We start from the raw sequence: 23,810 nt of genomic DNA on the forward strand, positions 1-23,810 counted from the left end.
CCCGAAGCATGAATGGTTCCGATATTAGATGAGACAAGCCGGATGGCCGAAAAGTTGCGTTTCCGAGTGAGCGGCTCAGATCCGTCCCGCCCGGCGCTGTCGGCGCAGCAGCAGCCCCAGGTACAGGCCGCCCACCACCGCCGTCACCACGCCGACCGGCAGCTGGGCCGATTCGTGGATGCGCTGGGAAGCGAAGTCGGCGGTGACCACCAGGAGGGCGCCGGTGCAGGTGGCCGCCGGGAGGTTGGGGCCGGGGGCGCGGGTGAGGCGGCGGGCCAGCTGGGGGGCGATGAGGGCGACGAACGGGATCGGGCCGGCCGCCGCGGTCGCCACCGCGCAGGCCGCCGTCGCCAGGACGAGAATCACGAGCCGGGTGCGCTGCACGGGCACTCCGAGGCCGCCCGCCACGTCGTCGCCCATCTCCAGGATCCGCAGCCGTCCCGCGACGACCGCGACCAGCGGCAGTACGACGAGCAGGCCGAGCGCGGCCGGGCGTACGTCCTGCCAACCCCGGCCGTTGAGGCTGCCGTTGAGCCACACCATCGCCTGCGCGGCCTGGGTGAATCTCGCCTTCGCCAGCAGATAGGCGTTCACGCCCTGGAGCAGGGCGCTCACCCCGATGCCGACCAGGACGAGCCGGTAGCCGTGGACGCCGTGTCGCCAGGCGAGCACGTACACCAGCAGCGCGGTCACGAGGCCCCCGCCCACCGCCCCGAGCGCGACCTGGCCGCCGGTGCCGCCGACGACCAGGACCACCAGAAGTCCGCCGGTGGCCGAGCCGTAGGTGAAGCCGACGATGTCCGGGCTGCCCAGCGGATTGCGGGACAGGCTCTGGAACAGGGCCCCGCTCAGCCCGAGCGCCGCGCCGACCAGGATGCCGGTGAGCAGCCGGGGGAGCCGGAGTTCGTTGACGACGAAGTTCGTCTGTCGGCTGCCGTTGCCGAGCAGCGTGCGCACGACGTCGGCCGGTGAGATCGCGAATTCGCCCGTCCCCAGGGCCAGTACGCCCACCGCGGCGGTCGCGGCCAGCACCAGCAGGCACACGGCGACCGTGCGGACGTCCACCAGCAGCGAGAGGCGGTGCGAGCGGCTGCGCACGACATGCGTACGGCCGCCCAGAGCGGTGGTCATCCGGCCACCACCCTGCGATGGCGGACGAGCGCGATGAACACCGGGGCGCCGATGACGGCGGTGACCACGCCCGCGTCCAGTTCGTCGGGGCGTACGACGACCCGGCCGAGGACGTCCGCGTACAGCAGCAGCGCCGGGGCCAGCAGCATCGACAGCGGCAGGGTCCAGCGCTGGTCGGCGCCGGCGATCATGCGGGCCATGTGCGGCACGGCGAGGCCCACGAAGACCAGCGGCCCCACGGCGGCGGTCGCCGCGCCGCACAGCAGCGTCACGGCCAGCAGGCCCAGGAACCGCGTCCGGTCCAGATGGGCGCCGAGGGCGCGGGCGGTGTCGTCGCCCAGGGCGAGCGCGTTGAGCGGTCGTACGAGCGAGAGCGCGAGCAGCAGGCCGACGGCGACGAACGGGGTGATCGTCGTCAGGGTCTCGCTGTCGGCCCGCGCGAGGGAGCCCACGCTCCAGAACCGCAGCTGGTCCAGGGCCTGCGCGTCGAGCAGCATCAGGGTCTGGCCGATGCCGGTGAACACGGCGGCGATCACCGCGCCGCCCAGCGCCAGCCGCTCCGGCGTGGCCCCGCCGCGCCCGCCCGAGGCCAGCGAGTACACCAGCAGGCCCGCCACCACCGCGCCCGCCATGGCGAACCACACCGAGGCCCACATGCTGGTCAGGCCCAGTGCCGTGATGGACAGGACGACTCCCGCGGCGGCCCCCGCGTTGATCCCGAGCAGCCCCGGATCGGCGAGCGGATTCCGGGTCAGCGCCTGGATCAGCGCGCCCGCCACGCCCAGTGCGGCACCGGCGGCGATCCCGGCGAGGGTGCGTGGGACCCGTACGTCCCAGATCACCGAACTCGCCGTCGAGCCGTCGTCGTCGAACAGCGCGTGCACGACCGTGGACAGCGACAGGGAGCGTGACCCGATCGCGAGGCTGAGCGCGATCGCCGTGAGCAGCAGGAGCAGCGCGCCCAGCACGGCAAGCGTCCGCGTAGAGGTGCGTCGCCGCGCGGGAGGCTGGTCGGCCCGGTCAAGCGCCGCCGCAGGCACCTTAGTTGCCACTGCCGGCCTCCGCGCGGAGCGGTCCGGAGGTGCCATGGCCGGCCTCCGCTCGCAGGCGTTCGGCGATCCTTCTGCCGAGTGCCTTCTTGTCGATCTTTCCGACGGAGGTGCGCGGGAAGGCGTCGACCACCTCCACGCGGTCGGGCAGTTTGTACGCGGCCACCCCGCGGTCGGTCAGGAAGGCGGCCAACTCCCGCTGGGTCGGCGCAGGTTGGGCGCGCGGTACCAGATAGGCGCAGGTGCGCTCGCCCATCGTCTCGTCGGGCATGCCGACCACGGCGGCGTCGTGCACGGCCGGGTGGGCCAGGAGGTGGTTCTCCAGCTCCTCGGCGGAGATCTTGTCGCCGCCCCGGTTGATCTGGTCCTTGGCCCGCCCCTCGACCACCAGGTGCCCGGAGGGCAGCACCCGGACCAGGTCGCCGGTGCGGTAGTAGCCGTCGTCGGTGAAGGTGCGCGCGTTGTGCTCGGGCGCCCGGTAGTAGCCGCGCAGGGTGTAGGGGCCGCGGGTGAGCAACTCGCCGGTCTCGCCCGGGAGTACGTCGTGGCCGTCCTCGTCCACCACCCGGATCTCGTCGGCAGGGGAGAGGGGGCGGCCCTGGGTGCCGGTGACCAGCTCCCCAGGGTCGTCCAGGCGCGTGTAGTTGAGCAGTCCCTCGGCCATGCCGAAGACCTGCTGGAGGGCGCAGCCGAGGGCCGGTTCGACGCGGGCGGCGGGCTCGGCGCCGAGCTTGGAGCCGCCGACCTGGAGCAGGGCCAGGGAGGAGAGGTCGGCGTCCTCCCACTCCACCGCGTCCAGCCACAGCAGGGCGATCGGCGGAACCACCGCGGTGACCGTGACCTTCTCCCGCTCGATCAGCGCGAAGGCGTCCTCGGGGCTGGGCGTGGGGGAGAGGACCACCGTGCCGCCGGCCATCAGCGTGCCGAGCAGCCCGGGGCAGGCCAGCGCGAAGTTGTGCGCCGTCGGCAGCACCACCAGGTACACGGTCGACTCGTCGAAACCGCAAACCTCCGCGCTGGCACGGACGTTGTAGGTGTAGTCGTCGTGGGTGCGCGGGATCAGCTTCGGCTTGCCCGTGGTGCCGCCGGAGAGCAGCAGCACCGCCACGTCACCCGGATCGGGCGCGGGCAGCGGGACCGGATCGGCGTCGACGTCGGCGAGGGCGGTGAACTCGGCCGGGTCACCGGCCACCAGGACGTGCTCGACGGACGGCACCGCCTTGCGCACGGCACGAGCCAGGGCCCGGTGGTCGTGTCCGTCGAGGAGATCGGGGACCGCGAGCGCCGTGGCCCCGGCCGTCTCGGCGACGTGCACGAGCTCGCTCTCCCGGTGCGCGGGCAGCGTCAGCACGGGCACCGCGCCGGCCCTCAGCAGCGCGAAGAACAGCACCACGAAGACGTCGGTGTTGGGGAGTTGGACGACCACCCGGTCCCCGGCGCCGATGCCGAGCCGGCGCAGCCCCGCGGCCGTGCGGTCGGCCCGCTCGTCGAGCTCGGCGTACGTCCACCGGCCGCCGTCGGCGTCGACCAGGGCGATCCGCCCCGGGTCGCTGCCGGCCCGGTCCCGCAGCAGCCGGTCCAGCGGCCGGCCCGCCCAGTACCCCTCGGCCCGATACCGCTCCGCCGCCGCTTCCGGCCAGGGCACCCAACCGTCGAGCATGCTCAACTCCCGCCTGCTGGTGAGGAACCGCGCATCCGGAGCAGAAGCATCACCACCGGTTGCTTAGGAAAGGCTTGCCTAATAGGGGATCACGGTCAAGCCTGAAGGTGCCTCTGGACGGGCGATCGACTCGGAAGCTAGGGTCTTGTCGAGATTAGGTTAGGTTAACCTAAGTCCAGGGAGGTAGCTCGTTGCTGCGTTATCGGAGCGCGGAGACGGAACTACGGGGAGACCCCCTCCTGTTGACCGCGCGGCTCGCCGAGTCGGGACTGTTCGACCAGTACGTGGTCTACGAGCGGGAGGGCGACTTCTGCTTCGCCGGAGGTGCGCTCGGCGAGGTCGTGGTCGGCCGCTCCGGGATCCGCGGCAGATGGCTCACCGAGGAGACGACCGATCCGCTCGGGCCGTACCCGCTGCGCCAAGTCGGCGAGAAACTGGGGCAGATGGCGGTCGAGGGCTGGACCGCCTACGGCTGGATGGCCTTCGAGTTCTCCCATCTGCACACCGGCCGCCCCGACCGTGCCGGTGAGACCGACCTGCTCCATCTCGTCGTACCGCACACCGAAGTGAGGATCCGTCAGGGAGCCGTCACCTTACGGAGTGCGGACCAGGAGACCCTCGACGCGGTACTCCGCCTGCTGTCCGAACCCGTGGCGCGCCGCGCCGTCGAGCCCGCGCCGGTCGACATCACGGACGCCGCCGGCAGCTACCCCGAACTGGTGGCCCGGGCCATCGAGGAGATCCGCACCTCCGAACTGCAGAAGGTGATCATCTCCCGTACCGTGCCGGTCCCCTTTCCCGTCGACTTCGTCGCCACCTATGTCCACGGCCGCTCCCGGAACACCCCCGCACGCTCCTTCCTGCTGAACCTGGCCGGCCGCCGGGTCGCCGGATTCAGCCCCGAGACCGTCGCCGAGGTCAGCGCGGACGGCGAGGTCGTCACCCAGCCCCTCGCCGGAACCCGCGCCCGGGGACTGGGAGTCGAGGAGGACGAGCGGCTGCGTGCCGAACTCCTCGCCGACCCCAAGGAGATCTCCGAGCACGTCCTCTCCGTGAAGCTGGCGGAGGAGGAGATGGCCACCGTGTGCCGCCCGGGCACCGTGTCCGTGCGCGACCTGCTGAGCATCCGCCGCCGCGGCAGCGTCCAGCACCTCGGCTCCAGCGTGCACGGCCTGCTTGCCGCGGACGCCTCCGCCTGGGACGTCCTGCGCGCCGTCTTCCCGGCCGTCACGGCCTCCGGCATCCCCAAGAAACAGGCCTACGACTGCATCGGCCGGCTGGAGGACGGGCCGCGCGGCATCTACAGCGGCGCGGTCCTGACGGCCGACAGTGACGGCGCACTGGACGCCGCCCTCGTGCTGCGCAGCCTCTACGAGGAGGACGGCCGCACCTGGCTGCGGGCCGGCGCCGGCATCCTCCCCGGATCCACACCGGAGCGGGAGCTGGAGGAGACCTGCGAGAAACTGCGCAGCGTCGCCCCGTACGTCGTCCCCGCGCAGCCGGCGCCGCTCGCCGCGCCGACCCTGCACGGATAGGGGCCTCGGTGCGCCTCGGAGAAGTGGTCGTCGACGTCGCGCCGCTGCGGTCGAGCAGGGACTTCAGGCTGGTGTTCGCCACCCAGGCGATCTCCATGCTGGGCACCCAGCTCACCTCGGTCGCGGCGAGCCTGCAGATCTACGAACTGACCGGATCGTCCGTCCAAGTCGGCCTGATGAGCGCGGTGTTGGGCCTGTCGCTGCTGGTCGGCCTGGTGGTGGGCGGGCTGCTCGCCGACCGGGCCGACCGGCGGCGGGTCGTGCTCGTCACCCGGGCCGTCACCGCCGTGGTGATCACCGGGCTCGCGGTGAACGCGGCCCTGCCCGACCCGCATGTGTGGTTGGTCTTCGTGGCGGCCGTACTGGCAGGCCTCACCAGCGGGCTCGGCGGCCCGGCGATGATGGCCGCCACGCCGAACCTGGTGGAGCCCGGTCAGCTGGCCGCCGCCGGGGCGCTGACCACCCTCACCGCCCAACTCGGCGGCATGGCGGGCCCGTCGCTCGCGGGCGTGATCGCCGCCGGGCCGGGCCTCGCCTGGTGCTTCGGCATCGACGCGGCCATCTACGTCGTCGGCCTCGCCCTGCTCGCCCCGCTGCCCGAGTTGCCCCCCGAGGGAGCGGCGGAGCAGCAGCACCCGCTGAAGGCGATGGCGGAGGGGCTGCGCTTCCTGCGCGGCAACCAGGTCGTCGCCGGTCTGCTGCTCATCGACGTCTGCGCCGTGGTCTTCGCGATGCCGTACGCCCTCTTCCCCGAACTGGGCACCGAGCACTTCGGCGGCGGCCCGTCCACCGTCGGCCTGCTCTACACCGCGCCCGCGGTCGGCTCCTTCTGCGGCGCGCTGGCCAGCGGCTGGACCGGCCGCATCCACCACACCGGACGGGCGCTGATCGGCGCGGTCGCGGTGTGGGGCGTCGCCATCACCTGCTTCGGCCTCAGCCCCGACCTCTGGGCCGGGCTGGTCTTCCTGGCCCTGGCCGGCCTCGGTGACACCGCCTCCGAGATCCTGCGCCGCGCCCTGCTGCAGCACTACACGCCGGACCGCCTCCAGGGCCGGGTCGGCAGCCTGTGGCTCGCCCAGGCCACCGCGGGCCCCTCCGTCGGCAACCTCGAAGCCGGCCTGGTCGCCAGGGCGCTGGGCTCCTCGTCAGGTGCCGCGGCCGTCGGCGGACTGGTCTGCCTGGCAGGAGTGGCCACGGTCGCCCTCGCCGTACCGGGCCTGCGCCGCGCCACCCTGCAAGACCCGCCCGCCACCGAGGAACGACCGGAACCCGCGAAGACGACTCCGGCGGCGGACTGACCATGCCCAGCGCGCGCGTCAACGGAATCACGATCCATTACGACGACCAGGGTCACGGCGACCCCGTGGTGCTGGTGATGGGCCAGGGCGCGAGCGGACGCGCCTGGCACCTCCACCAGGTGCCCGCGCTCGTGGCGGCCGGCCACCGCGTCGTCACCTTCGACAACCGCGGCATCCCGCCCAGCGACGAGTGCCCGGACGGCTTCACCGTCGACGACCTCGTCGCCGACACCACGGCACTCGCCGAGCACCTCGGCCTCGGACCGTGCCGCTACGTCGGCGTCTCCATGGGGGCGTACGTCGTACAGGAGTTGATGCTCGCCCGGCCCGAACTCGTCGTCCAGGGAGTCCTGATGGCCACCCGCGGCCGCACCGACGCCCTGCGCGCCGCGCTGGCCACCGCCGAATGCGCTCTGTACGACAGCGGGTTGCGCCTTCCGGCGACGTACGCCGCCTGGGTCCGGGCGGTGCAGAACCTGTCCCCGGCCACCCTGGACGACGAACAGCGGGTCCAGGACTGGCTGGAGCTCTTCGAGTTCTCCCCGGAGCCGGCCGGACCCGGCGTGCGCGCTCAGCTGGACCTGCTCGTGCCCGACGGAAGGCTCAAGGCCTACGCGGCGATCCGGACGCCCTGCCTCGTGATCGGCTTCGCCGACGACGTCGTGCTGCCCCCGCACCTCGGCCGCGAGGTCGCCGACGCCATCCCGTCCGCCTCCTACCGGGAGATCGAGGACTGCGGCCACTACGGCTACCTGGAGCGCCCGGACGCAGTGAACCGTGTGCTCCTGGAGTACTTCCGCGGCCGGAGTGCTTCCGCACCCGGCGAAATTAAATTAGGTTAGCCTCACCTAAGTATCTACCCAGGGGGTATCGGTGCAGCGCACCCTGCTCAATGGAAAGATCCACCGTGCCACCGTCACCCAGGCCGATCTGCACTATGTGGGCTCCCTGACGATCGATCAGGACCTCATGGAGGCCGCCGACATCGTCGAGGGCGAGCAGGTCCAAGTGGTCGACATCGACAACGGCGTCCGCCTCAACACCTACGCGATCACCGGCGAACGCGGCAGCGGGGTCATCGGCGTCAACGGCGCCGCCGCCCACCTCGTCCACCCCGGCCACCTCGTGATCGTCATGTCCTTCGCCGCGCTCGACGACTCCGAGCGTGCCGCCCACCGGCCCCGGGTGGTCCACGTCGACAAGGCCAACCGGATCGTCGCCCTCGGTGCCGACCCCGCCGAGCCGGTGCCCGGAGCGCCGGACCAGTTCTCCGGATCCGTCCCCCAGCCGCGCCAGGAGAGGAACTGAGCCATGGCCAACCCCTTCGACGACGAGAACGGCGTCTTCCGCGTCCTGGTCAACGACGAGGGCCAGTACTCCCTGTGGCCGGACTTCGCACCCGTCCCCGCCGGCTGGATCAGCGTCCACGGCCCCGACACGCGGGCCGCCTGCCTGGACCACATCGAGCGGCACTGGACGGACATGCGCCCGCGCAGCCTCGCCGAGGCCATGCGCCGGGCCGGGGCCTGATGCCGGCCCGCCCCGGCGTGCAGGACGTCCTGCCCCTGTCGCCGATGCAGGAGGGCATGGTGTTCCACGCGCTCTACGACGACCGGGCCCGGGACGTCTACACCGGTCAGCTCACCGCACGCCTCGAAGGCCCCCTGGACCGCGACCGGATGCGCACCGCCGCCCGGGCCGTGCTCGCCCGGCACGCCAACCTGCGCGCCGCCTTCCGCACCAGCCGCTCCGGCCGCCCGGTCCAGGTGATCCGGAGCGAGGTCAGCCTGCCCTGGCAGTTCACCGACCTCACCGAACTGCCCCCGCAGGAACGGGAGACGGCCCTGGACCGGCTCCTCGCCGAGGACCGCGACGAGCGCTTCGACCTGACCCGCCCCCCACTGCTGCGCTTCCGCCTGGTGGCGGTCACCGAGCACGACCACCGCCTGGTGATCTCCTCGCATCACCTCCTGTGGGACGGCTGGTCAGCCCCGGTCCTGGTGCGCGAGCTGTTCCAGCTCTACACCTCGGGCGGCGACACCAACGCCCTGCCCCGCGTCCGCCCCTACCGCGACTACCTGGCCTGGCTCCAGCACCAGGACCGCGAGGCCGACCGCCGGGCATGGCAGGCCGCACTACAGGGACTTGACGAACCGTCACTCATCGCGCCAGAGGCACGGAACCACCCCGTCGGACACCCGGAGCGGTACGTCGTCGAACTCCCCGAGCAGGACACCGCGGCCCTCACCGCCACCGCCCGAGCCCACGGCCTGACCGCCAGCTCCGTCCTCCAGGGCCTGTGGGCGATCATGCTGGGCCGCCTCACCGGCCGCACGGACGTCGTCCTCGGCGCCACCGTCTCCGGCCGCGACGCCGACGTCCCCGGCATCGACTCCATGGTCGGCCTCTTCATCAACACCCTGCCGGTGCGCGTGCGGCTGCGCCCCGCGGAGCCCCTCGCGGACCTGCTGACCAGGCTCCAGTCCGAGCAGTCCGCCCTGCTGGACCACCAGCACCTCGGCCTCGCCGACATCCAGCGCACGGCCGGTCACAGCGTGCTCTTCGACACCCTGCTGGTCTTCGAGAGCTACCCGATCGACGACACCGGCATCGCGGACGCCCTCGACGGGCTGCGCATGACGGACGTCTCCGTCCTCGACGCCACCCACTACCCGCTCACCCTCAGCGCCCTGCCGGGCCCGCGCCTGACCCTGACCTTCAGCCATCAGCCGACCGCGCTCGACCACGCGACGGTCACCGCAACAGCAGGCGAACTCCAGCAGCTGATCCGGGAGTTCACGCACCACCCCGAGCGCCCGCTCGCACGCCTCGACCCCGTACCGGCGACCGACCCCCCGGACACGACCCGCCCCCTCCCGCACGCCACAGTGCGCGCCCTCTTCGAGGACCAGGTCCGCCGCACCCCGCAGGCGCCCGCCGTCCTGCACGGCGACACCGCGCTGACCTTCGCCGAACTCGACGCCAGGGCCGACCGGTTGGCCGCGGCGCTGACCGCCCGCGGAGCTGGACCCGAGTCGGCGGTGGCCGTGGCCCTGCCCCGCGGCCCCGAGCTGGTGACCGCCCTGCTCGCCGTCCTCAAGTCGGGCGCCGCCTGCATGCCGATCGACCCGGCCCACCCCCGCGAGCGCATCGCCCTGATGCTCGGCGACGCCACCCCACGACTCGTCGTCTGCGAGCAGCGGACGGCTCAACAGCTGGACATCGAACTGGAGTCGGTGTGCGAGCCCACCGCGTCCGCCGCGGCGGGGGAGCGCCCGTCCCTCTCGCCGGACCACCCGGCGTACATCATCTTCACCTCCGGCTCCACCGGCCGCCCCAAAGCCGTCGTCGGCACCCAACACGCCCTGGCCAACCGGCTGTTCTGGGGGCGCGAACTCCACGACGGCACCCCCGGGGTCCGCCTGGCCAAGAGCCCGCTCAGCTTCATCGACGGACTCACCGAACTGCTCGGCGCCCTGGTCGCCGGAGACGCGGTGGCAATCGCCGACGACGAGTCGACCGGCGACCCGACGGCCCTCGCGGCACTGGCGGACCGCCACCGGGCCACCGCCCTCACCGCGGTCCCCAGCCTCTACACCACCCTCCTCGAATCCGCCCCGCCGGACGCCTTCACCTCCGTACGCACCTGGATCTCCAGCGGCGAACCGCTCACCGCCGACCTCGCCCAGGCGATCACCGACCGCTGGCCGCACTCCCGCCTGATCAACCTCTACGGCTGCTCCGAAGCCGCCGGCGACAGCCTGACCCAGGTGTACGACGGCGGCGAAGCAAGCACCGTCCCCCTGGGCCGGCCGATCGCCAACACCCGCGCCCACGTCCTGGACCCCTTCCTGCGCCCGGTCCCCACCGGCGCGATCGGGGAACTCCACCTCTCCGGCGCAGGCCTGGCCCGCGGCTACCTCGGCCAACCGGCCCGCACCGCCGAACGCTTCGTCGCGAACCCCTTCGGCCCGCCCGGCAGCCGCCTCTACCGCACCGGCGACCTGGCCCGACTGCGCGCCGACGGCACGGTGGAGTTCCTCGGCCGCGCCGACGACCAGGTCAAGATCAGGGGCTTCCGGGTGGAACCCGGAGAGATCGAGGCGGCGGCCCGCAAGCTGCCGGGCGTCGCCCGGGCGGCGGTCGTCGCACGACAGGACGGCCCCGGCCCGACGTACCTGGTGGCATACGTCGTACCGCATCCCGGCGAAACCCCGGACCCCCTGTCCCTGCGCCGGACCCTGGCCGAACGCCTCCCCGCCCACCTCGTACCGTCCGTCGTCGTCCTCCTCGACGCCCTGCCCCGCACCCCCAGCGGCAAGCTGGACCGCCGCGCCCTGCCCGCCCCCGACTTCACGGAGGCGAGCACCCACGAACCGCCGCGCACCGAGCCCGAGAAGGTGCTGTGCGCCCTGTTCGCCGAGGTGCTGGGCCTGGAACGCATCGGCGTTCACGACGACTTCTTCGAACTCGGCGGCGACAGCATCGTCTCGGTCCGCCTGGCCGACCGGGCCCGCAGGGCAGGCCTCGGCCTCTCACCCCGGGACGTGTTCACCCACCGCACCCCGGCCGGCCTCGCGGCCGCCGTATCCGACGAATCCACGCCCCCGGCCGAGGAGTTCACGGCCCCCGGCACACCGCTCGTGTCGCTCAGCGCCGCGCAGCTCGACAACGTCAAGGCGAGGTGGAGGACACGATGAGCGACGACGGCTCCCTGGTGGAGGACGTGCTGCCCCTGTCCCCCCTCCAGCAGGGCCTCCTGTTCCACGCCCTGTTCGACGAGGGCACCCAGGACGTCTATACCATGCAGTCCCTGGTGGAGATCGAGGGCCGACTGCGCCCCGACCTCCTCCGCACGGCAGCCGAGGAACTCTTCGCCCGCCACGCCAACCTGCGCAGCGCCTTCCTGCACGAGGACCTCGACGAGCCGGTGCAGGTGGTCCTCAAGCAGGTGCCCGTGGACTGGAAGCACATCCGGTCCGCGGACGAGACCGAGACGGCCCGCCGGATCGCCGCCGACGCCACGACCCGCTTCGACCTCACCGACCCACCCCTCCTCCGCCTCACCCTCATCGCCCGCGCCCCCAACCGCTGGCTCCTCGTCCTCACCAACCACCACCTCCTTCTGGACGGTTGGTCGATCCCGCTCCTCGTCCAGGAACTCCTCCAGCTGTACGCCGCCCAGCTCGCCCCCGGCGAGAGCGCACCGCTGCCCGCCGTACGCCCGTACCGCGACTTCCTGGCCTGGCTGGCGTCCCGCGACCGGAACGCGTCCGCGCAGGCATGGCGAGAGGCCCTGTCCGGAGCGACACCGACCCTCCTCTCACCGACGCCGGCCGGCCTGGTCCCGGTCCCACCCGAACTGCACACCTTGCGCCTCACCGAGCAACTGACCCAACAAGTACAAGAGTTGGCGAGGGGCACGGGCGTCACACTCAACACGGTGGTACAGGGCCTCTGGTCACTGCTCCTGGCCCGCCTCACCGGCCGGACCGACGTCGTCTTCGGCGCCACCGTGGCGGGCCGCCCGGCCGAACTGCCCGGCGCCGAGTCCATGATCGGCCTGTTCATCAACACCGTGCCCGTACGAGTCGCCGTCCCCCCGGCGGAGCCGGCAGCGACCTTCCTGCGCCGACTCCAGGACGAACAGTCCCGCCTGATGGACCATCAGCACCTTGGCCTGACGGAGATCCAGCGGGTGGCCGGCACCGGCGACCTGTTCGACACCCTGCTCGTCTTCGAGAACTACCCGATCGACAGGGCAGCGGTGGCGGAGGCCGAGACCCGCTCCGGCCTACGCATCCTGGACGTCAAGGGCTCCGGCGCCACCCACTACCCCCTGACCCTGGCGGTCCTGGCCGAGCAGCAGCTGTCGGTGATCTTCGAATTCCGCCCCGACTGCTACGACCGGGAGACGGTGGAACAACTGGCGGCGCGTTTCGACCGCTTGATCCGAGCGGTCGTATCAACGCCGAACGCCCCCTTGGCCACGCTCGACGTCCTCGCCCCCGAGGAACGCGCGGCGCTGCTCACCGGCGGATCCGGAGACCGCCTGCCGACCTCGCACCGCACGATGCCCGAGATATTCGAGGCGCAAGCGGCCGCGACGCCGGACGCGGTGGCGGTGGTGGGGGAGGGCCGAACCCTGACGTTCGCCGAACTGAACGCAGCCGCCAATCAACTGGCGCGCCACCTGGTCGAGTTGGGCGCTGGCCCAGAGCGGATCGTGGCTTTCGCGCTACCACCGACCCCGGACACCCTGACGGCAATCCTGGCAATCCAGAAAACGGGCGCGGCCTACCTCCCCTTGGATCCGTCATGGCCAGCCGACCGAACAGCGGGAATGCTGTCGGACGCAAACCCGGTCGCCTTGATAACGGCCTCGACTGAAGCGCCCCTCCAGGGGCGCGGGGAACTGCGCGACCAGCCCCCCACAACCCGCACCTTTCCCCCCGAACTCTGCGTGCCCATCAACACACCCGAAACGCTCAACCACCCCACCCACAACCTCACCGACACAGACCGCCGTTCCCCCCTCCACCCCGAACACCCCGCCTACGTCATCTACACCTCCGGCTCCACCGGCCGCCCCAAGGCCGTCGTCATCCCCCACCGAGCCATCACCAACCTCTTCACCGCCCACAACAACGCCCTGCACAAACCAGCCGCAGCGGCCCGTCCCCTCCGCATAGGCCACGCCTGGCCCACCGCCTTCGACGCCTCCTGGCAACCCATGCTCTGGATGTTCGCCGGCCACGAACTCCACCTCGTCCCCGAGGACGTCCGCCGAGACCCCGACGCCCTCCGCGGCTTCCTCACCGAGCACGCCATCGAGTTCATCGAACTCTCCCCGTCCCTGCTCGGAGAGCTCGTCGCGCAGTCCGACGACTGGCGTGCCGACCTCAAGGTGATCGGCGTGGGCGGCGAGGCCGTACCGCCGGACCTGTGGCGCACCCTCCGCGACACCGAGGGACTCGCGGCCCACAACCTCTACGGCCCCACCGAGTGCACCGTCGACTCGGCCGACTGCGACCTCGCCCTCAGCGAGCGCCCCGCGATCGGCCGCCCCGTGGCAGGCGGCACCCTCTACATCCTGGACGGCCACCTCAACCCCGTCCCGACCGGCGTCGACGGCGAGCTCTACATCGCGGGCAAGGGCCTCGCCCGCGGCTACCTCGGCCAACCCGCCGCCACCGCGGCCCGTTTCGTGGCCGACCCCTTCGACGGGAGCCCCGGCGCCCGTATGTACCGTACCGGTGACATCGCCCGCTGGACCGAGGACGGCCTGGTGGAGTGCCTCGGCCGGATCGACGACCAGGTGAAGATCAGGGGATACCGGATCGAGCCCGGTGAGATCGAGGCCGTCCTGCTGGACCACGAGCTGGTCGAGCGCGCCGCGGTCGTCGTACGTGAGGACACCCCCGGCGTCCGCCGCCTCGTCGCCTACGTCGTCGTCACCCCCTCGGCACCCGAGGACACCGCCGAACTCCTGCGGCGCTCCATTGCGGCCGTACTGCCGGACTACATGGTCCCGTCCGCCTTCGTCCCGGTCGACGCCTTCCCGCTCACCCTCAACGGCAAGCTGGACACCGCCGCCCTGCCGGCCCCGTCCCGCTCGGCCGGCCCGGCCGCGCAGCCGCCGCGCGACGCGGCCGAGGAGCGGCTCGCCACGCTGTTCGCCGAGGTCCTCGGGCTGGACACGGTCGGCGTGCACGACAGCTTCTTCGCGCTCGGCGGCGACAGCATCGTCTCCATGCGCCTGGTCGGCCAGGCCCGCGCCGCCGGTCTGGCGATCTCCCCGCGTGACGTGTTCGAGAACCCCACGGTCGCAGGCCTCGCCGCCCTCGACCGCACCGCCGCGCCACGGCGGACGGCCGAGCCGGACGCCGGGACCGGCGACATCCTGCTCACCCCGATGCTGACCTGGCTCACCGAACAGTCCGGCCCGTTCCGAGGGCTCAGCCAGGCACGGTTCCTGCGGACACCGGCCGGCATGGACCTCGACGGGCTGCACCGCACGGTCCAGTCCCTCCTGGACCGGCACGACCTGCTGCGCTCCACCTTCGCCCGGGCCGATGACGGCACCTGGCGGTTCCACGCCGCCCCCGTGGACACGGCCCGAGCCGCCGAGTGCGTACGACGGGTCGACGCCGAGAGCCTGGACCACACGGCCGTCGGCACCCTGGTCCCCGAGGCCTTCGACGAACTCGTCGCCGAGCTCGACCCGGCGACCGGGGCGGTGGCGAGGTTCCTCTGGTTCGACGCCGGGCCCGGCCGCGAAGGGCGGCTGCTGGTGGTCCTGCACCATCTCGTGACCGACGCCGCGTCGTGGGGGGTGCTGGTGGCCGACCTCGCGGCGGCCTGGGAGGGCGGACCGCTCTCCCCGCCGGGCACCTCCTTCCGGGAATGGGCCGGGGCACTGCAAGCGGAAGCTGTGCGCCGGGCCCCTGAACTCACCTTCTGGAAGGGTGTGTTGGACCGCGCGGAGCCAACCCTCGGCGCGGCACCCCTGGATCCCGCCCTCGACACCCGGTCAACGGTGCGCAGGCTCTGGAGCACTCTCGGGCCCGAGGCCACCGCCCCGCTCGCCGGGAGGGACGTCCAGGCAGTCCTCCTCACCGCGTTGGCACTCGCCGCCCCCGAGTGGCGGCACGCCCTCGGCCGGCCGGCGCCGTCCACGCTGATCGCCCTCGAGGGCCACGGCCGCGAGGAGCAACTCCTCCCCGGCGCCGACCTCTCCACCACCCTCGGCTGGTTCACGACCGTCTTCCCGGTCCGCCTCGACGCCACGGCGGACGGGACACGCGCCGTCCGCGACCGACTCGCCGAACTGCCCGACAAGGGCATCGGATACGGCCTCCTGCGCCACCTCAACCCGGACACGGCGGCGCAACTCGCCGAACTCCCCGAGCCCCAGATCGAGTTCAACTACCTGGGCCGGATGACGACAGGTGAACGCCGGGACAGCGACGTGTTCACCAGCGCCCCCGAGACCGGGGCCATGGGCAGCGGCGCCGACCCCGGAATGCCCGCCCCCTACCCCCTGGTCGTCGACGCCGTACTCACCGGCGACGAGCTGAGCGTCTGCTGGCAGTGGCCCGAACGCCTCTTCACCGAGCCGGAGATCCAGCAGCTCGCCGACCTCTGGGCCACCTCCCTCGACCAGCTGCTGAAAGGCGGAGACCAGTGACGGAGACCCACGCGGCCACCCCCGCCGAGCTCGCGGCCCGCAAGCGTGAACTGCTGCGCCGCAGGCTGGAGAACGCCGGTCTGGCCGCCACCCCCGCCCGCTCCGACCGCATCCCGCGCCGGCCGGCGGACGCCGGGCGCCTCCCGCTGTCGTACGCGCAATCCCGTATGTGGCTGTTGCAGCAGCTCGACCCGGGCAGCCCCGCCTACAACGTCTGCCTGGCCATCCGACTGCGCGGCCCACTCGACCCCGCCGCGCTGCGGGCCGCCTTACAGGGGCTGATCGACCGGCACGAGGTGCTGCGCACCCGCTGCCCGGCCACGGACGAGGGCACGCCGGAGCAGGTCGTCGACACCGAGGCCGCGGTGCGCTTCACCACGGCCGACCTCGGTGGGCTGCCGGACGAGGAACAGGAGCGCAGGGCCGGGCAGTTGGCCCGGGACGCCTCCGCCACCGGGTTCGATCTCGCCACCGACCATCCCCTGCGAGCACTCCTGATCCGCAGGTCGGACCTCGACCACGCCCTCGTACTGACGGTCCATCACATCGCTTGGGACGGTGGGACGTTCAACGCGCTCTCCCGTGACCTGAGCGCCCTCTACCGGGAGGCGACGACCGGGGAGCCGTCCGGTCTGGAGCCGTTGCCCGTCCAGTACGCCGACTTCGCGCACTGGCAGCGCACCACCTGGACCGACGAGCGGCTCGCCGAGCACCTCGACCACTGGCGTGCGGCCCTGGACCCCGCGCCCCGGCCGCTCGCTCTGCCCACCGACGCGGCGCGCACCGCCCATCCCACCGCGCACGGCGACCGACGGTTCCACACCTTCGCGCCTGAGGTGACCGACCGGCTCACCGCCTTCGCCCGAAACGCCGGAGCCACCCCCTTCATGGTGCTGCTGGCCGGCCTGTCCGCCCTGCTCCACCGCCTCACCGGCGCCACCGACATCCCCGTCGGCTCAGCCGTCATGAGCCGGGACCTGCCCGGTCTCGAAAAGCTGATCGGCAACTTCGGCAACACCCTCGTCCTGCGCGCCGACCTCGACGGCGACCCCGGATTCGGCGAACTCGTCGAGCGGGTGCGGCAGTTGGCCACTGACGGATACGCCCACCAGGACATGCCCTTCGACCGGCTGGTGGAACGGCTGCGGCCGGAACGGCACCCGGGGCGCTCGGTCTACTTCGACGTCATGCTGCTGTTCCTCACCCAGGGGCTCGAAGGACCGCGGCTGCCCGGCGTGACGGCCGAGTGGGAGACCGTCCACAACGACACCACCCAGTTCGACCTGTCCCTGGAGGCCTTCCTCACGGACGGGCGGCTGCGCATCGAAGCCACCTACCGCAGCGGACTGTTCACGCCGGACACCGTCGACCGGATGCTGCGGCAACTGGAGACCCTCCTCGCCGCCGCCCTCGCCGAACCCGAACTCGCGGTGTCCCGGCTGCCGTTGATGACGGAGGCGGAACAGCGGCAGGTCGTGGAGGAGTGGAACGCCACCGCGCACCCCGTTCCCACCGCCACGCTCACCGAGCTCCTCGACCGGCAGGCGGCCCGCAGCCCGCACGCACCGGCCCTGATCGCCGACGCCGCCGAACTCGACCGCGCCGTCGAACTCGACCACGCCATCGAACTCGACCATGCCGAACTCCACGCCCGCGCCAACCGCCTCGCACGCCTGCTGATCGCCCAGGGCGTGGGCCCCGAACGCCTGGTGGGCGTCGCCCTCGACCGCGGCCCCGATCTGGTCGTCGCCCTGCTCGCCGTGCTCAAGGCGGGCGGCGCCTATGTGCCCCTGGACACCGGATACCCCGCCGAGCGCCTGTCCTTCATGATCGAGGACGCGACGCCGGCCCTGGTGGTGACCACCAGCGCGGCGCTGCCGCCGCACCGGGCGCCCGAGCTGCTGCTCGACGACCCCGCCGTACAGGAGCGGATCGCCGCGCAGGACGGCACCGAAGTCACCGACGCGGAGCGGCTGCACCCGCTGCGACCCGCGCATCCCGCCTACGTCATCTACACCTCCGGCTCCACCGGCCGCCCCAAGGGCGCCGTCGTCCCGCACGCCGGGATCGTCAACCGGCTGCTGTGGATGCAGGACGAGTACCGGCTGGAGGCCGGGGACCGGGTGCTGCAGAAGACGCCGGCCAGTTTCGACGTCTCGGTGTGGGAGTTCTTCTGGCCGCTCGTCACGGGCGCGGCGCTTGTACTGGCCCGCCCCGGCGGCCACCGCGACCCCGGCTACCTCGCCGGGCTGATCCGTGAACAGCGGGTCACCACCGCGCACTTCGTCCCCTCCATGCTGCGGGTCTTCCTCGACGACCCGGCCGCCGGACACGCCAGGGGCGTGCTGCGCAGGGTGGTGTGCAGCGGGGAGGCCCTGCCCACGGAACTTGCCGACCGCTGCACCCGGCTCCTCGACGGCACCGCCCTGCACAACCTCTACGGCCCCACCGAGGCCGCCGTGGACGTCACCGCCTGGCCGTGCGCCGAGGGCACGAGGTCCGCCGCGGGCTCCGTCCCCATCGGACGGCCCGTCTGGAACACCCGCACCCTCGTCCTCGACGCCGCTCTGCGCCCGGTCCCGCCCGGCGTACCCGGCGAGCTGTACCTGGGCGGCACCCAGCTGGCCCGCGGCTACCTCGACCGGCCCGCCCTGACCGCCGCCCGCTTCGTCGCGGACCCGTACGGCCCGCCCGGCTCCCGCCTCTACCGCACCGGCGACCTGGTGCGCTGGACCGCGCGGGGCGCCCTGGAGTTCCTGGGCCGGACCGACGACCAGGTCAAGATCCGGGGCTTCCGGGTCGAACCGGGCGAGACGGAGGCCGCCGTGGCGGCGCTGCCCGGGGTGTCGCAGGCCGCCGTGACGGTTCAGGCGGCCGAGGCACGGCTGGTGGCGTACGTGGTCCCGCGGCCCGGCACGCGTCTCGAACCGCTGCGGATCAGGGAGGAGTTGACGTCCGCCCTTCCGGAGCACCAGGTGCCCGCTGCGGTCGTCGTCCTGGACGAACTGCCCCTGACCCCCAACGGGAAACTCGACCGCGCGGCCCTGCCCGCCCCCGACCTCTCCGGCCTCACCACGTCGACCGAGCCGCGCACCGAGTCCGAGGCGAGGCTCTGCGCGCTCTTCGCCGACCTGCTCGGGCTGCCCGCCGTCGGCATCCACGACGACTTCTTCGCCCTCGGCGGCCACTCCGTCCTGGCCACCCGCCTGGCCGCCCGGATCCGCGCCGAACTCGGCGTCGTCGTACCGCTGCGCGCCGTCTTCGACAGCCCGACGCCGGCCGCACTCGCCCCGCACCTCGACCGCGCCTCGTCCGCCGGGGGCCGGCCCGCCCTCCGGCCCGCCCACCGCCCCGACGTCGTGCCGCTCTCCTCCGCCCAGGCCAGGCTCTGGTTCCTGTACCGGCTGGAGGGCCCGAACCCCACGTACAACATCACCTCCGCCGTACGGCTCACCGGGCGACTCGACCGCACGGCCCTGCGCACGGCGCTGAACGACGTCGTGACCCGGCACGAGTCACTCCGCACGGTCTTCCCGGACGACGACGGCACTCCCCGGCAGTCCGTGCTGCCACCGCAGGCCGCGACCGTCCCCTTCGACGTCGTGCCCGCCCGGCCGGAGGAGCTCGACACGCTCCTGCGCGAAGCAGCCGCCTACTGCTTCGCCCTGGACGCCGAAATCCCGCTGCGCGCCACGCTGTACGCCCTCGCCCCCGACGAACACGTCCTCCTGCTCCTCGTCCACCACATCGCCACCGACGGCTGGTCGGCCGAGCCGCTGCTGAAGGACCTGGAGACGGCCTACACCGCCCGCCTGGCCGGCACCGAACCCGACTGGCCGCCCCTGCCGGTCCAGTACGCCGACTACACCCTCTGGCAGCAACGCGCCGATCACGCCCCCCAACTGGCGTATTGGCAGCGGGCGTTGGAAGGATTGCCCGAGGAACTCCAACTGCCCGTCGACCGCCCTCGCCCCGCCGTCCCTGGCCACCGCGCCGGTGTCGTCGACTTCGCCCTCGACGCCGAGGTGCACTCGGCGCTGCGGGAGCTGGCCGCGGAAGCCGGCGGAACCGTCTTCATGGCCTTGCAGGCGGCCCTCGCGGTCCTGCTCGGCAGGCTGGGCGCGGGCGACGACATCCCCCTGGGCACACCCGTGGCCGGGCGCGGCGACGCGGCCCTCGACGACCTCGTGGGGCTGTTCGTCAACACGCTGGTCCTGCGTACGGACGTCTCCGGCGACCCCACCTTCCGGGCCCTGCTCGCCCGGGTCCGGGAGGCGGACGTGGACGCGTACGCCCACCAGGACCTGCCGTTCGAGCAGTTGGTGGACGGGCTGAGCCCCGCCCGCTCCATGGGCCGCCACCCGCTGTTCGAGGTCATGCTCGCCCATCAGCAAGCCCCCGACGAGTCATGGGAGTTCGCGGGTCTCGCGCTGCACGAGCTGCGCGTCGACTTCTACACCGCGAAGACCGATCTCGCCTTCCACCTGTTCGAGCGTGCCGAGGCCGGCGGTGTCGACGGCGCCCTCGTCTTCAGCCAGGACCTCTACGACCGTGACACCGCGCAGGACTTGGCGGACCGGTTCGTCGCGCTGGCCGGCGAGCTGGCCCGCCACCCGGACCGTCCGGTCGCCGCGGCCGACGTACTCACCCCGCGCGAGCGGTCACTGCTGCTGGGGGAGTGGAACGACACCGCCCGACCCATGCCCGCCACCACGCTCACCGCGCTGGTCGAGGAGCAGGCCGCCATGACGCCCGCGCTGACCGCCGTGGAGTACGGCGTCGAGGGCGGACCGTCGCTGACGTACGGCGAACTCAACGCACGCGCCAACGCCCTTGCCCGGCAACTGACTTCACTCGGCGTCGGCCCGGAGCGCACCGTCGGCATCCATCTCGAACGCTCGGTGGAGATGGTGGTCGCCCTGCTCGCCGTGCTGAAGGCGGGCGGCGCCTTCGTGCCGCTGGAACCGTCCTGGCCGGCCCGGCGGATCGCCGAGGTGTGCCGCGGCGCGGCGCTGACGGCGGTCGTGGGACGCCCGCCGAACCTGATCGACGGTCCGCCGGTGGTCGAGGTCGACCTCGACGGACCCGTGCCGAACGCCGACAACCCCGATGTCACCGTCGACCCCGAAGGCCTGGCCTACGTCATCCACACCTCCGGCTCCACCGGCGTGCCCAAGGGCGCCATGATCCGCCACCGGGCCATCGCCCACCGGCTGTTGTGGCAGCGCGGCCTCCTCGGCTTCGGCACGGACGACGCCGCGCTGTTCAAGGCACCGCTCGGGTTCGACATCTCCATCAACGAGATCTTCCTGCCGCTGGTGCACGGCGGCCGGGTGGTGATCGCCGAGCCCGGCGGCGAACGGGACGTCGACTATCTGCTCGACACCGTCGAACGGCACCGGGTGACCTTCACCTATCTGGTCTCCTCGATGCTCGATCTCCTGCTGGAACAGGACGGGTTCGCCCGGCGGGCCGCCTCGCTCAGGCATGTGTGGTGCGGCGGCGAGGTGCTCACCCCCGAGCTGTTCGCCCGCTTCCGGCAGGCGAGCGCGGCGGTGATGTACCACGGGTACGGACCGGCCGAGGCGACCATCGGCGTCAGCCACGTCGTCTACCGCACCGGCGCGATCCGCAGCGCCGTCTCCATCGGCCGCCCCAACACCAACACGCGGCTGTACGTCCTCGACGAACGGCTGCGGCCCACCCCGGTGGGCGTCCCCGGAGAGCTGTACGCGGGCGGCGTCTACCTCGGCCGCGGCTATGTGAACGACCCGCGCCGCACCGCCGACCACTGGGTGGCCGACCCCTTCGGCCCGCCCGGCGAACGCCTCTACCGCACCGGCGACCTGGTGCGTTGGCGGCGGGACGGCACCCTGGAGTTCCTGGGCCGCGCGGACAACCAGGTCAAGATCCGCGGCATGCGGGTCGAGCTGGAGGAGATCGAGGCCGTCCTCGAACAGCATCCGGGCGTACGCCGCGCCGTCGTCGTGATCCGCGAGGACGCGCCCGGCGTCAAGCAGCTCGCCGGGTACTGCCTGACGACCGCCGACCCGGCCGAGGTGCGCGGTTGGCTCCAGGAACGCCTGCCCGAGCACATGGTGCCGCGCACCCTCACCGTCCTGGACGCCTTCCCGCTGCTCCCCTCCGGCAAGGTCGACCGCACCGCCCTGCCCGCGCCGCGGACCACGACCACCTCCGAGACCCGCGCACCCGCCGACGAACGCGAACGGCGACTGACCGAACTCTTCGCGGACGTACTGGGGTTGGCCGACGTCTCAGTCGACGACAACTTCTTCGAACTCGGCGGCGACAGCATCGTCTCCATCCGCCTGGTGACCCTCGCCCGCAAGGCGGGCCTCGCGATCAGCCCCCGGCAGATCTTCCAGACACCCACCCCGGCCGGCCTGGCCGCCGCGGCCGCCACCGCGGAACAGGCCGCGCCGGCCGTCGCCGACGATCCGCTGGGCGAGCTGGACCCGACCCCGATCATGCGCTGGACCGCCGGCCCCGACGGCTCCTACGGCGGCCTCGCCCAGGCGGTCCTGCTCGTTACCCCGCCCGGCCTCACCCAGGACGCGCTCACCGCCGTACTGCGGAGGGTATTGGACCGTCACGACATGCTGCGGGCCCAACTGACCGACGAAGGACGGCTGTTGGTACCGCCCGGAGCCGACGCACAGCCAACCCGAGTCCCCGGACTGCCCGGCGCCGACCTCGACCAGCACGTGGCTTCCGCGGCCGCCCGCCTCGATCCCCGGGCCGGTCGCATGCTGGAGGCGGTCTGGTTCGAGCCGGACGACGCAAGCCCCGGCCGCCTCCTCCTCGTCGCCCACCACCTCGTCGTCGACGGAGTGTCGTGGCGCGTCATCGCCTCGGAGCTGGCCGACGCCTGGTCGGGCAGGCCGCCGTCGCCGCGCGGGACCTCGTTCCGCACCTGGAGCAGGCTGCTGGCCGAGGAAGCCCACAGGCCGGAGCGTGTGAGTGAACTGCCCTGGTGGACCGAGCAGTTGACGGGCGTACGAGCCCTGCAGGACCGAGCCCTCGACCCGGACCGCGACACCGCTCGGACACTCCGCGAGCACACGCTCGTCCTGCCCGACGACATCGGCGCCGAACTGCTGACGACCCTCCCCGCCGCCTATCGCGCCACTGCTCCGGACGTCCTGCTCACCGCCCTCGCGCTCGCGGTGGCCGCCTGGCGCGAGGAACGCGGCGACCTCCTCGGCCGTTCGCTCCTGGTCGGCGTGGAAGGGCACGGGCGCGAGGAGGGCATCGCGGACGGGGTGGACCTGTCGGCCACCGTGGGCTGGTTCACCACGTTCCACCCGGTCGGCATCGACCCCGGGCCGGTCGACCTCGACGACGCGCTCGACGGCGGGCCCGCCGCCGGGACCGCGCTCAAGCGGGTCAAGGAGCAGCTGCGGGCCGTACCCGACCACGGGCTCGGCCACGGCCTGCTGCGCCACCTCAACCCGGACACCGCGCCCCAGCTGGAGAAGCTTCCGCAACCGCAGATCCTCTTCAACTACCTGGGCCGCTTCACGACGGCCACCTCGGCCGAGGAGGCTTGGGGACTCGCCTCCGAGGCACCGATGCTGACCGTTCCGCCGGACGGCGACCGGCCGGTGGCCTTCGGCCTGGAGGTCAACGCGGTGGCCGTGGAGGGCGCGGACGGCGTCCGGCTGCACGTCTCCGTGGCGTGGCCCGAGGCATGGCTGACGGCCGCCGAAGCGGACGCACTGCTCGCCCTGTGGGAACGGGCGCTGCACGGTCTCACCCAGCACTCCCCGGTGGGCGGACTCACCCCGTCCGACCTCCCCCTGGTCGAACTGACCCAGGACGACATCGACGACTTCGAGAACGACGACCTCGACATCGACGACTTCGAGAACGACGACTTCGCGATCGACGACCACTGAGCCACGGCCGCCTGCGGCCACGACGCCA

At 72.7% G+C, this 23,810-nt stretch carries 11 protein-coding genes; 8 read left to right on the forward strand and 3 right to left on the reverse strand.

Annotated features, from left to right (window positions below; all coding sequences use genetic code 11):
* Positions 1–75 precede the first annotated feature (75 nt).
* From MQP27_RS30320 to MQP27_RS30330, 3 genes are read right to left on the reverse strand one after another with little or no spacing between them, the layout of a single operon-like run.
* Positions 76–1,131, reverse strand: coding sequence for a FecCD family ABC transporter permease (locus MQP27_RS30320; RefSeq protein WP_242769147.1), 1,056 nt, complete (start codon positions 1,129–1,131; stop codon positions 76–78).
* A complete protein-coding gene (locus MQP27_RS30325) occupies positions 1,128–2,183 on the reverse strand; it encodes a FecCD family ABC transporter permease (RefSeq protein WP_242769148.1) in 1,056 nt (351 codons plus the stop codon). The genes MQP27_RS30320 and MQP27_RS30325 overlap by 4 nt, the downstream gene beginning before the upstream one ends.
* On the reverse strand, positions 2,173–3,840 hold the full coding sequence (locus tag MQP27_RS30330) for a (2,3-dihydroxybenzoyl)adenylate synthase (protein ID WP_242769149.1): 1,668 nt from the start codon (positions 3,838–3,840) through the stop codon (positions 2,173–2,175). The genes MQP27_RS30325 and MQP27_RS30330 overlap by 11 nt, the downstream gene beginning before the upstream one ends.
* Before the next feature lie 242 nt (positions 3,841–4,082).
* Between MQP27_RS30330 and MQP27_RS30335 the strand changes: the two genes are divergently transcribed.
* From MQP27_RS30335 to MQP27_RS30370, 8 genes are read left to right on the forward strand one after another with little or no spacing between them, the layout of a single operon-like run.
* On the forward strand, positions 4,083–5,375 hold the full coding sequence (locus tag MQP27_RS30335; RefSeq protein ID WP_242769150.1) for a salicylate synthase: 1,293 nt from the start codon (positions 4,083–4,085) through the stop codon (positions 5,373–5,375).
* 8 nt (positions 5,376–5,383) lie between these two features.
* The gene (gene entS, locus MQP27_RS30340; RefSeq protein WP_242769151.1) at positions 5,384–6,673 is read left to right on the forward strand and encodes an enterobactin transporter EntS; all 1,290 of its coding nucleotides are present in this window, start codon (positions 5,384–5,386) and stop codon (positions 6,671–6,673) included.
* Positions 6,674–6,675: 2 nt separating this feature from the next.
* Positions 6,676–7,515, forward strand: coding sequence for an alpha/beta fold hydrolase (locus MQP27_RS30345; protein WP_242769152.1), 840 nt, complete (start codon positions 6,676–6,678; stop codon positions 7,513–7,515).
* A 31-nt stretch (positions 7,516–7,546) separates the two neighbouring features.
* Positions 7,547–7,981: an aspartate 1-decarboxylase gene (panD, locus tag MQP27_RS30350; RefSeq protein WP_242769153.1), complete on the forward strand. Its 435-nt coding sequence runs from the start codon at positions 7,547–7,549 to the stop codon at positions 7,979–7,981.
* Between the two features lie 3 nt (positions 7,982–7,984).
* Positions 7,985–8,203 carry an MbtH family protein gene (locus tag MQP27_RS30355; RefSeq protein WP_242769154.1) on the forward strand — a complete coding sequence of 73 codons (219 nt, stop codon included), beginning with the start codon at positions 7,985–7,987 and terminating at the stop codon, positions 8,201–8,203.
* Entirely contained in the window at positions 8,203–11,373 is a 3,171-nt protein-coding gene (locus MQP27_RS30360) for a non-ribosomal peptide synthetase (RefSeq protein ID WP_242769155.1), read from the forward strand. The genes MQP27_RS30355 and MQP27_RS30360 overlap by 1 nt, the downstream gene beginning before the upstream one ends.
* Entirely contained in the window at positions 11,370–15,863 is a 4,494-nt protein-coding gene (locus MQP27_RS30365) for a non-ribosomal peptide synthetase (RefSeq protein ID WP_242769156.1), read from the forward strand. The genes MQP27_RS30360 and MQP27_RS30365 overlap by 4 nt, the downstream gene beginning before the upstream one ends.
* Positions 15,860–23,782, forward strand: a complete 7,923-nt coding sequence (locus tag MQP27_RS30370) for a non-ribosomal peptide synthetase (RefSeq protein ID WP_242769157.1) — start codon at positions 15,860–15,862, stop codon at positions 23,780–23,782. The genes MQP27_RS30365 and MQP27_RS30370 overlap by 4 nt, the downstream gene beginning before the upstream one ends.
* The last annotated feature ends 28 nt before the right edge of the window (positions 23,783–23,810 follow it).

The sequence above is a fragment of the Streptomyces cylindrosporus genome (genome assembly GCF_022698165.1).
Taxonomy (GTDB): domain Bacteria; phylum Actinomycetota; class Actinomycetes; order Streptomycetales; family Streptomycetaceae; genus Streptomyces; species Streptomyces cylindrosporus.

Bases quoted from the DNA above. Each gene is read 5' to 3' on its own strand.
- MQP27_RS30345 (WP_242769152.1), top strand. From the start codon at position 6,676: ATGCCCAGCGCGCGCGTCAACGGAATCACGATCCATTACGACGACCAG.
- MQP27_RS30355 (WP_242769154.1), top strand. From the start codon at position 7,985: ATGGCCAACCCCTTCGACGACGAGAACGGCGTCTTCCGCGTCCTGGTC.
- MQP27_RS30330 (WP_242769149.1), bottom strand. From the start codon at position 3,840: ATGCTCGACGGTTGGGTGCCCTGGCCGGAAGCGGCGGCGGAGCGGTAT.
- MQP27_RS30320 (WP_242769147.1), bottom strand. From the start codon at position 1,131: ATGACCACCGCTCTGGGCGGCCGTACGCATGTCGTGCGCAGCCGCTCG.
- MQP27_RS30360 (WP_242769155.1), top strand. From the start codon at position 8,203: ATGCCGGCCCGCCCCGGCGTGCAGGACGTCCTGCCCCTGTCGCCGATG.
- MQP27_RS30365 (WP_242769156.1), top strand. From the start codon at position 11,370: ATGAGCGACGACGGCTCCCTGGTGGAGGACGTGCTGCCCCTGTCCCCC.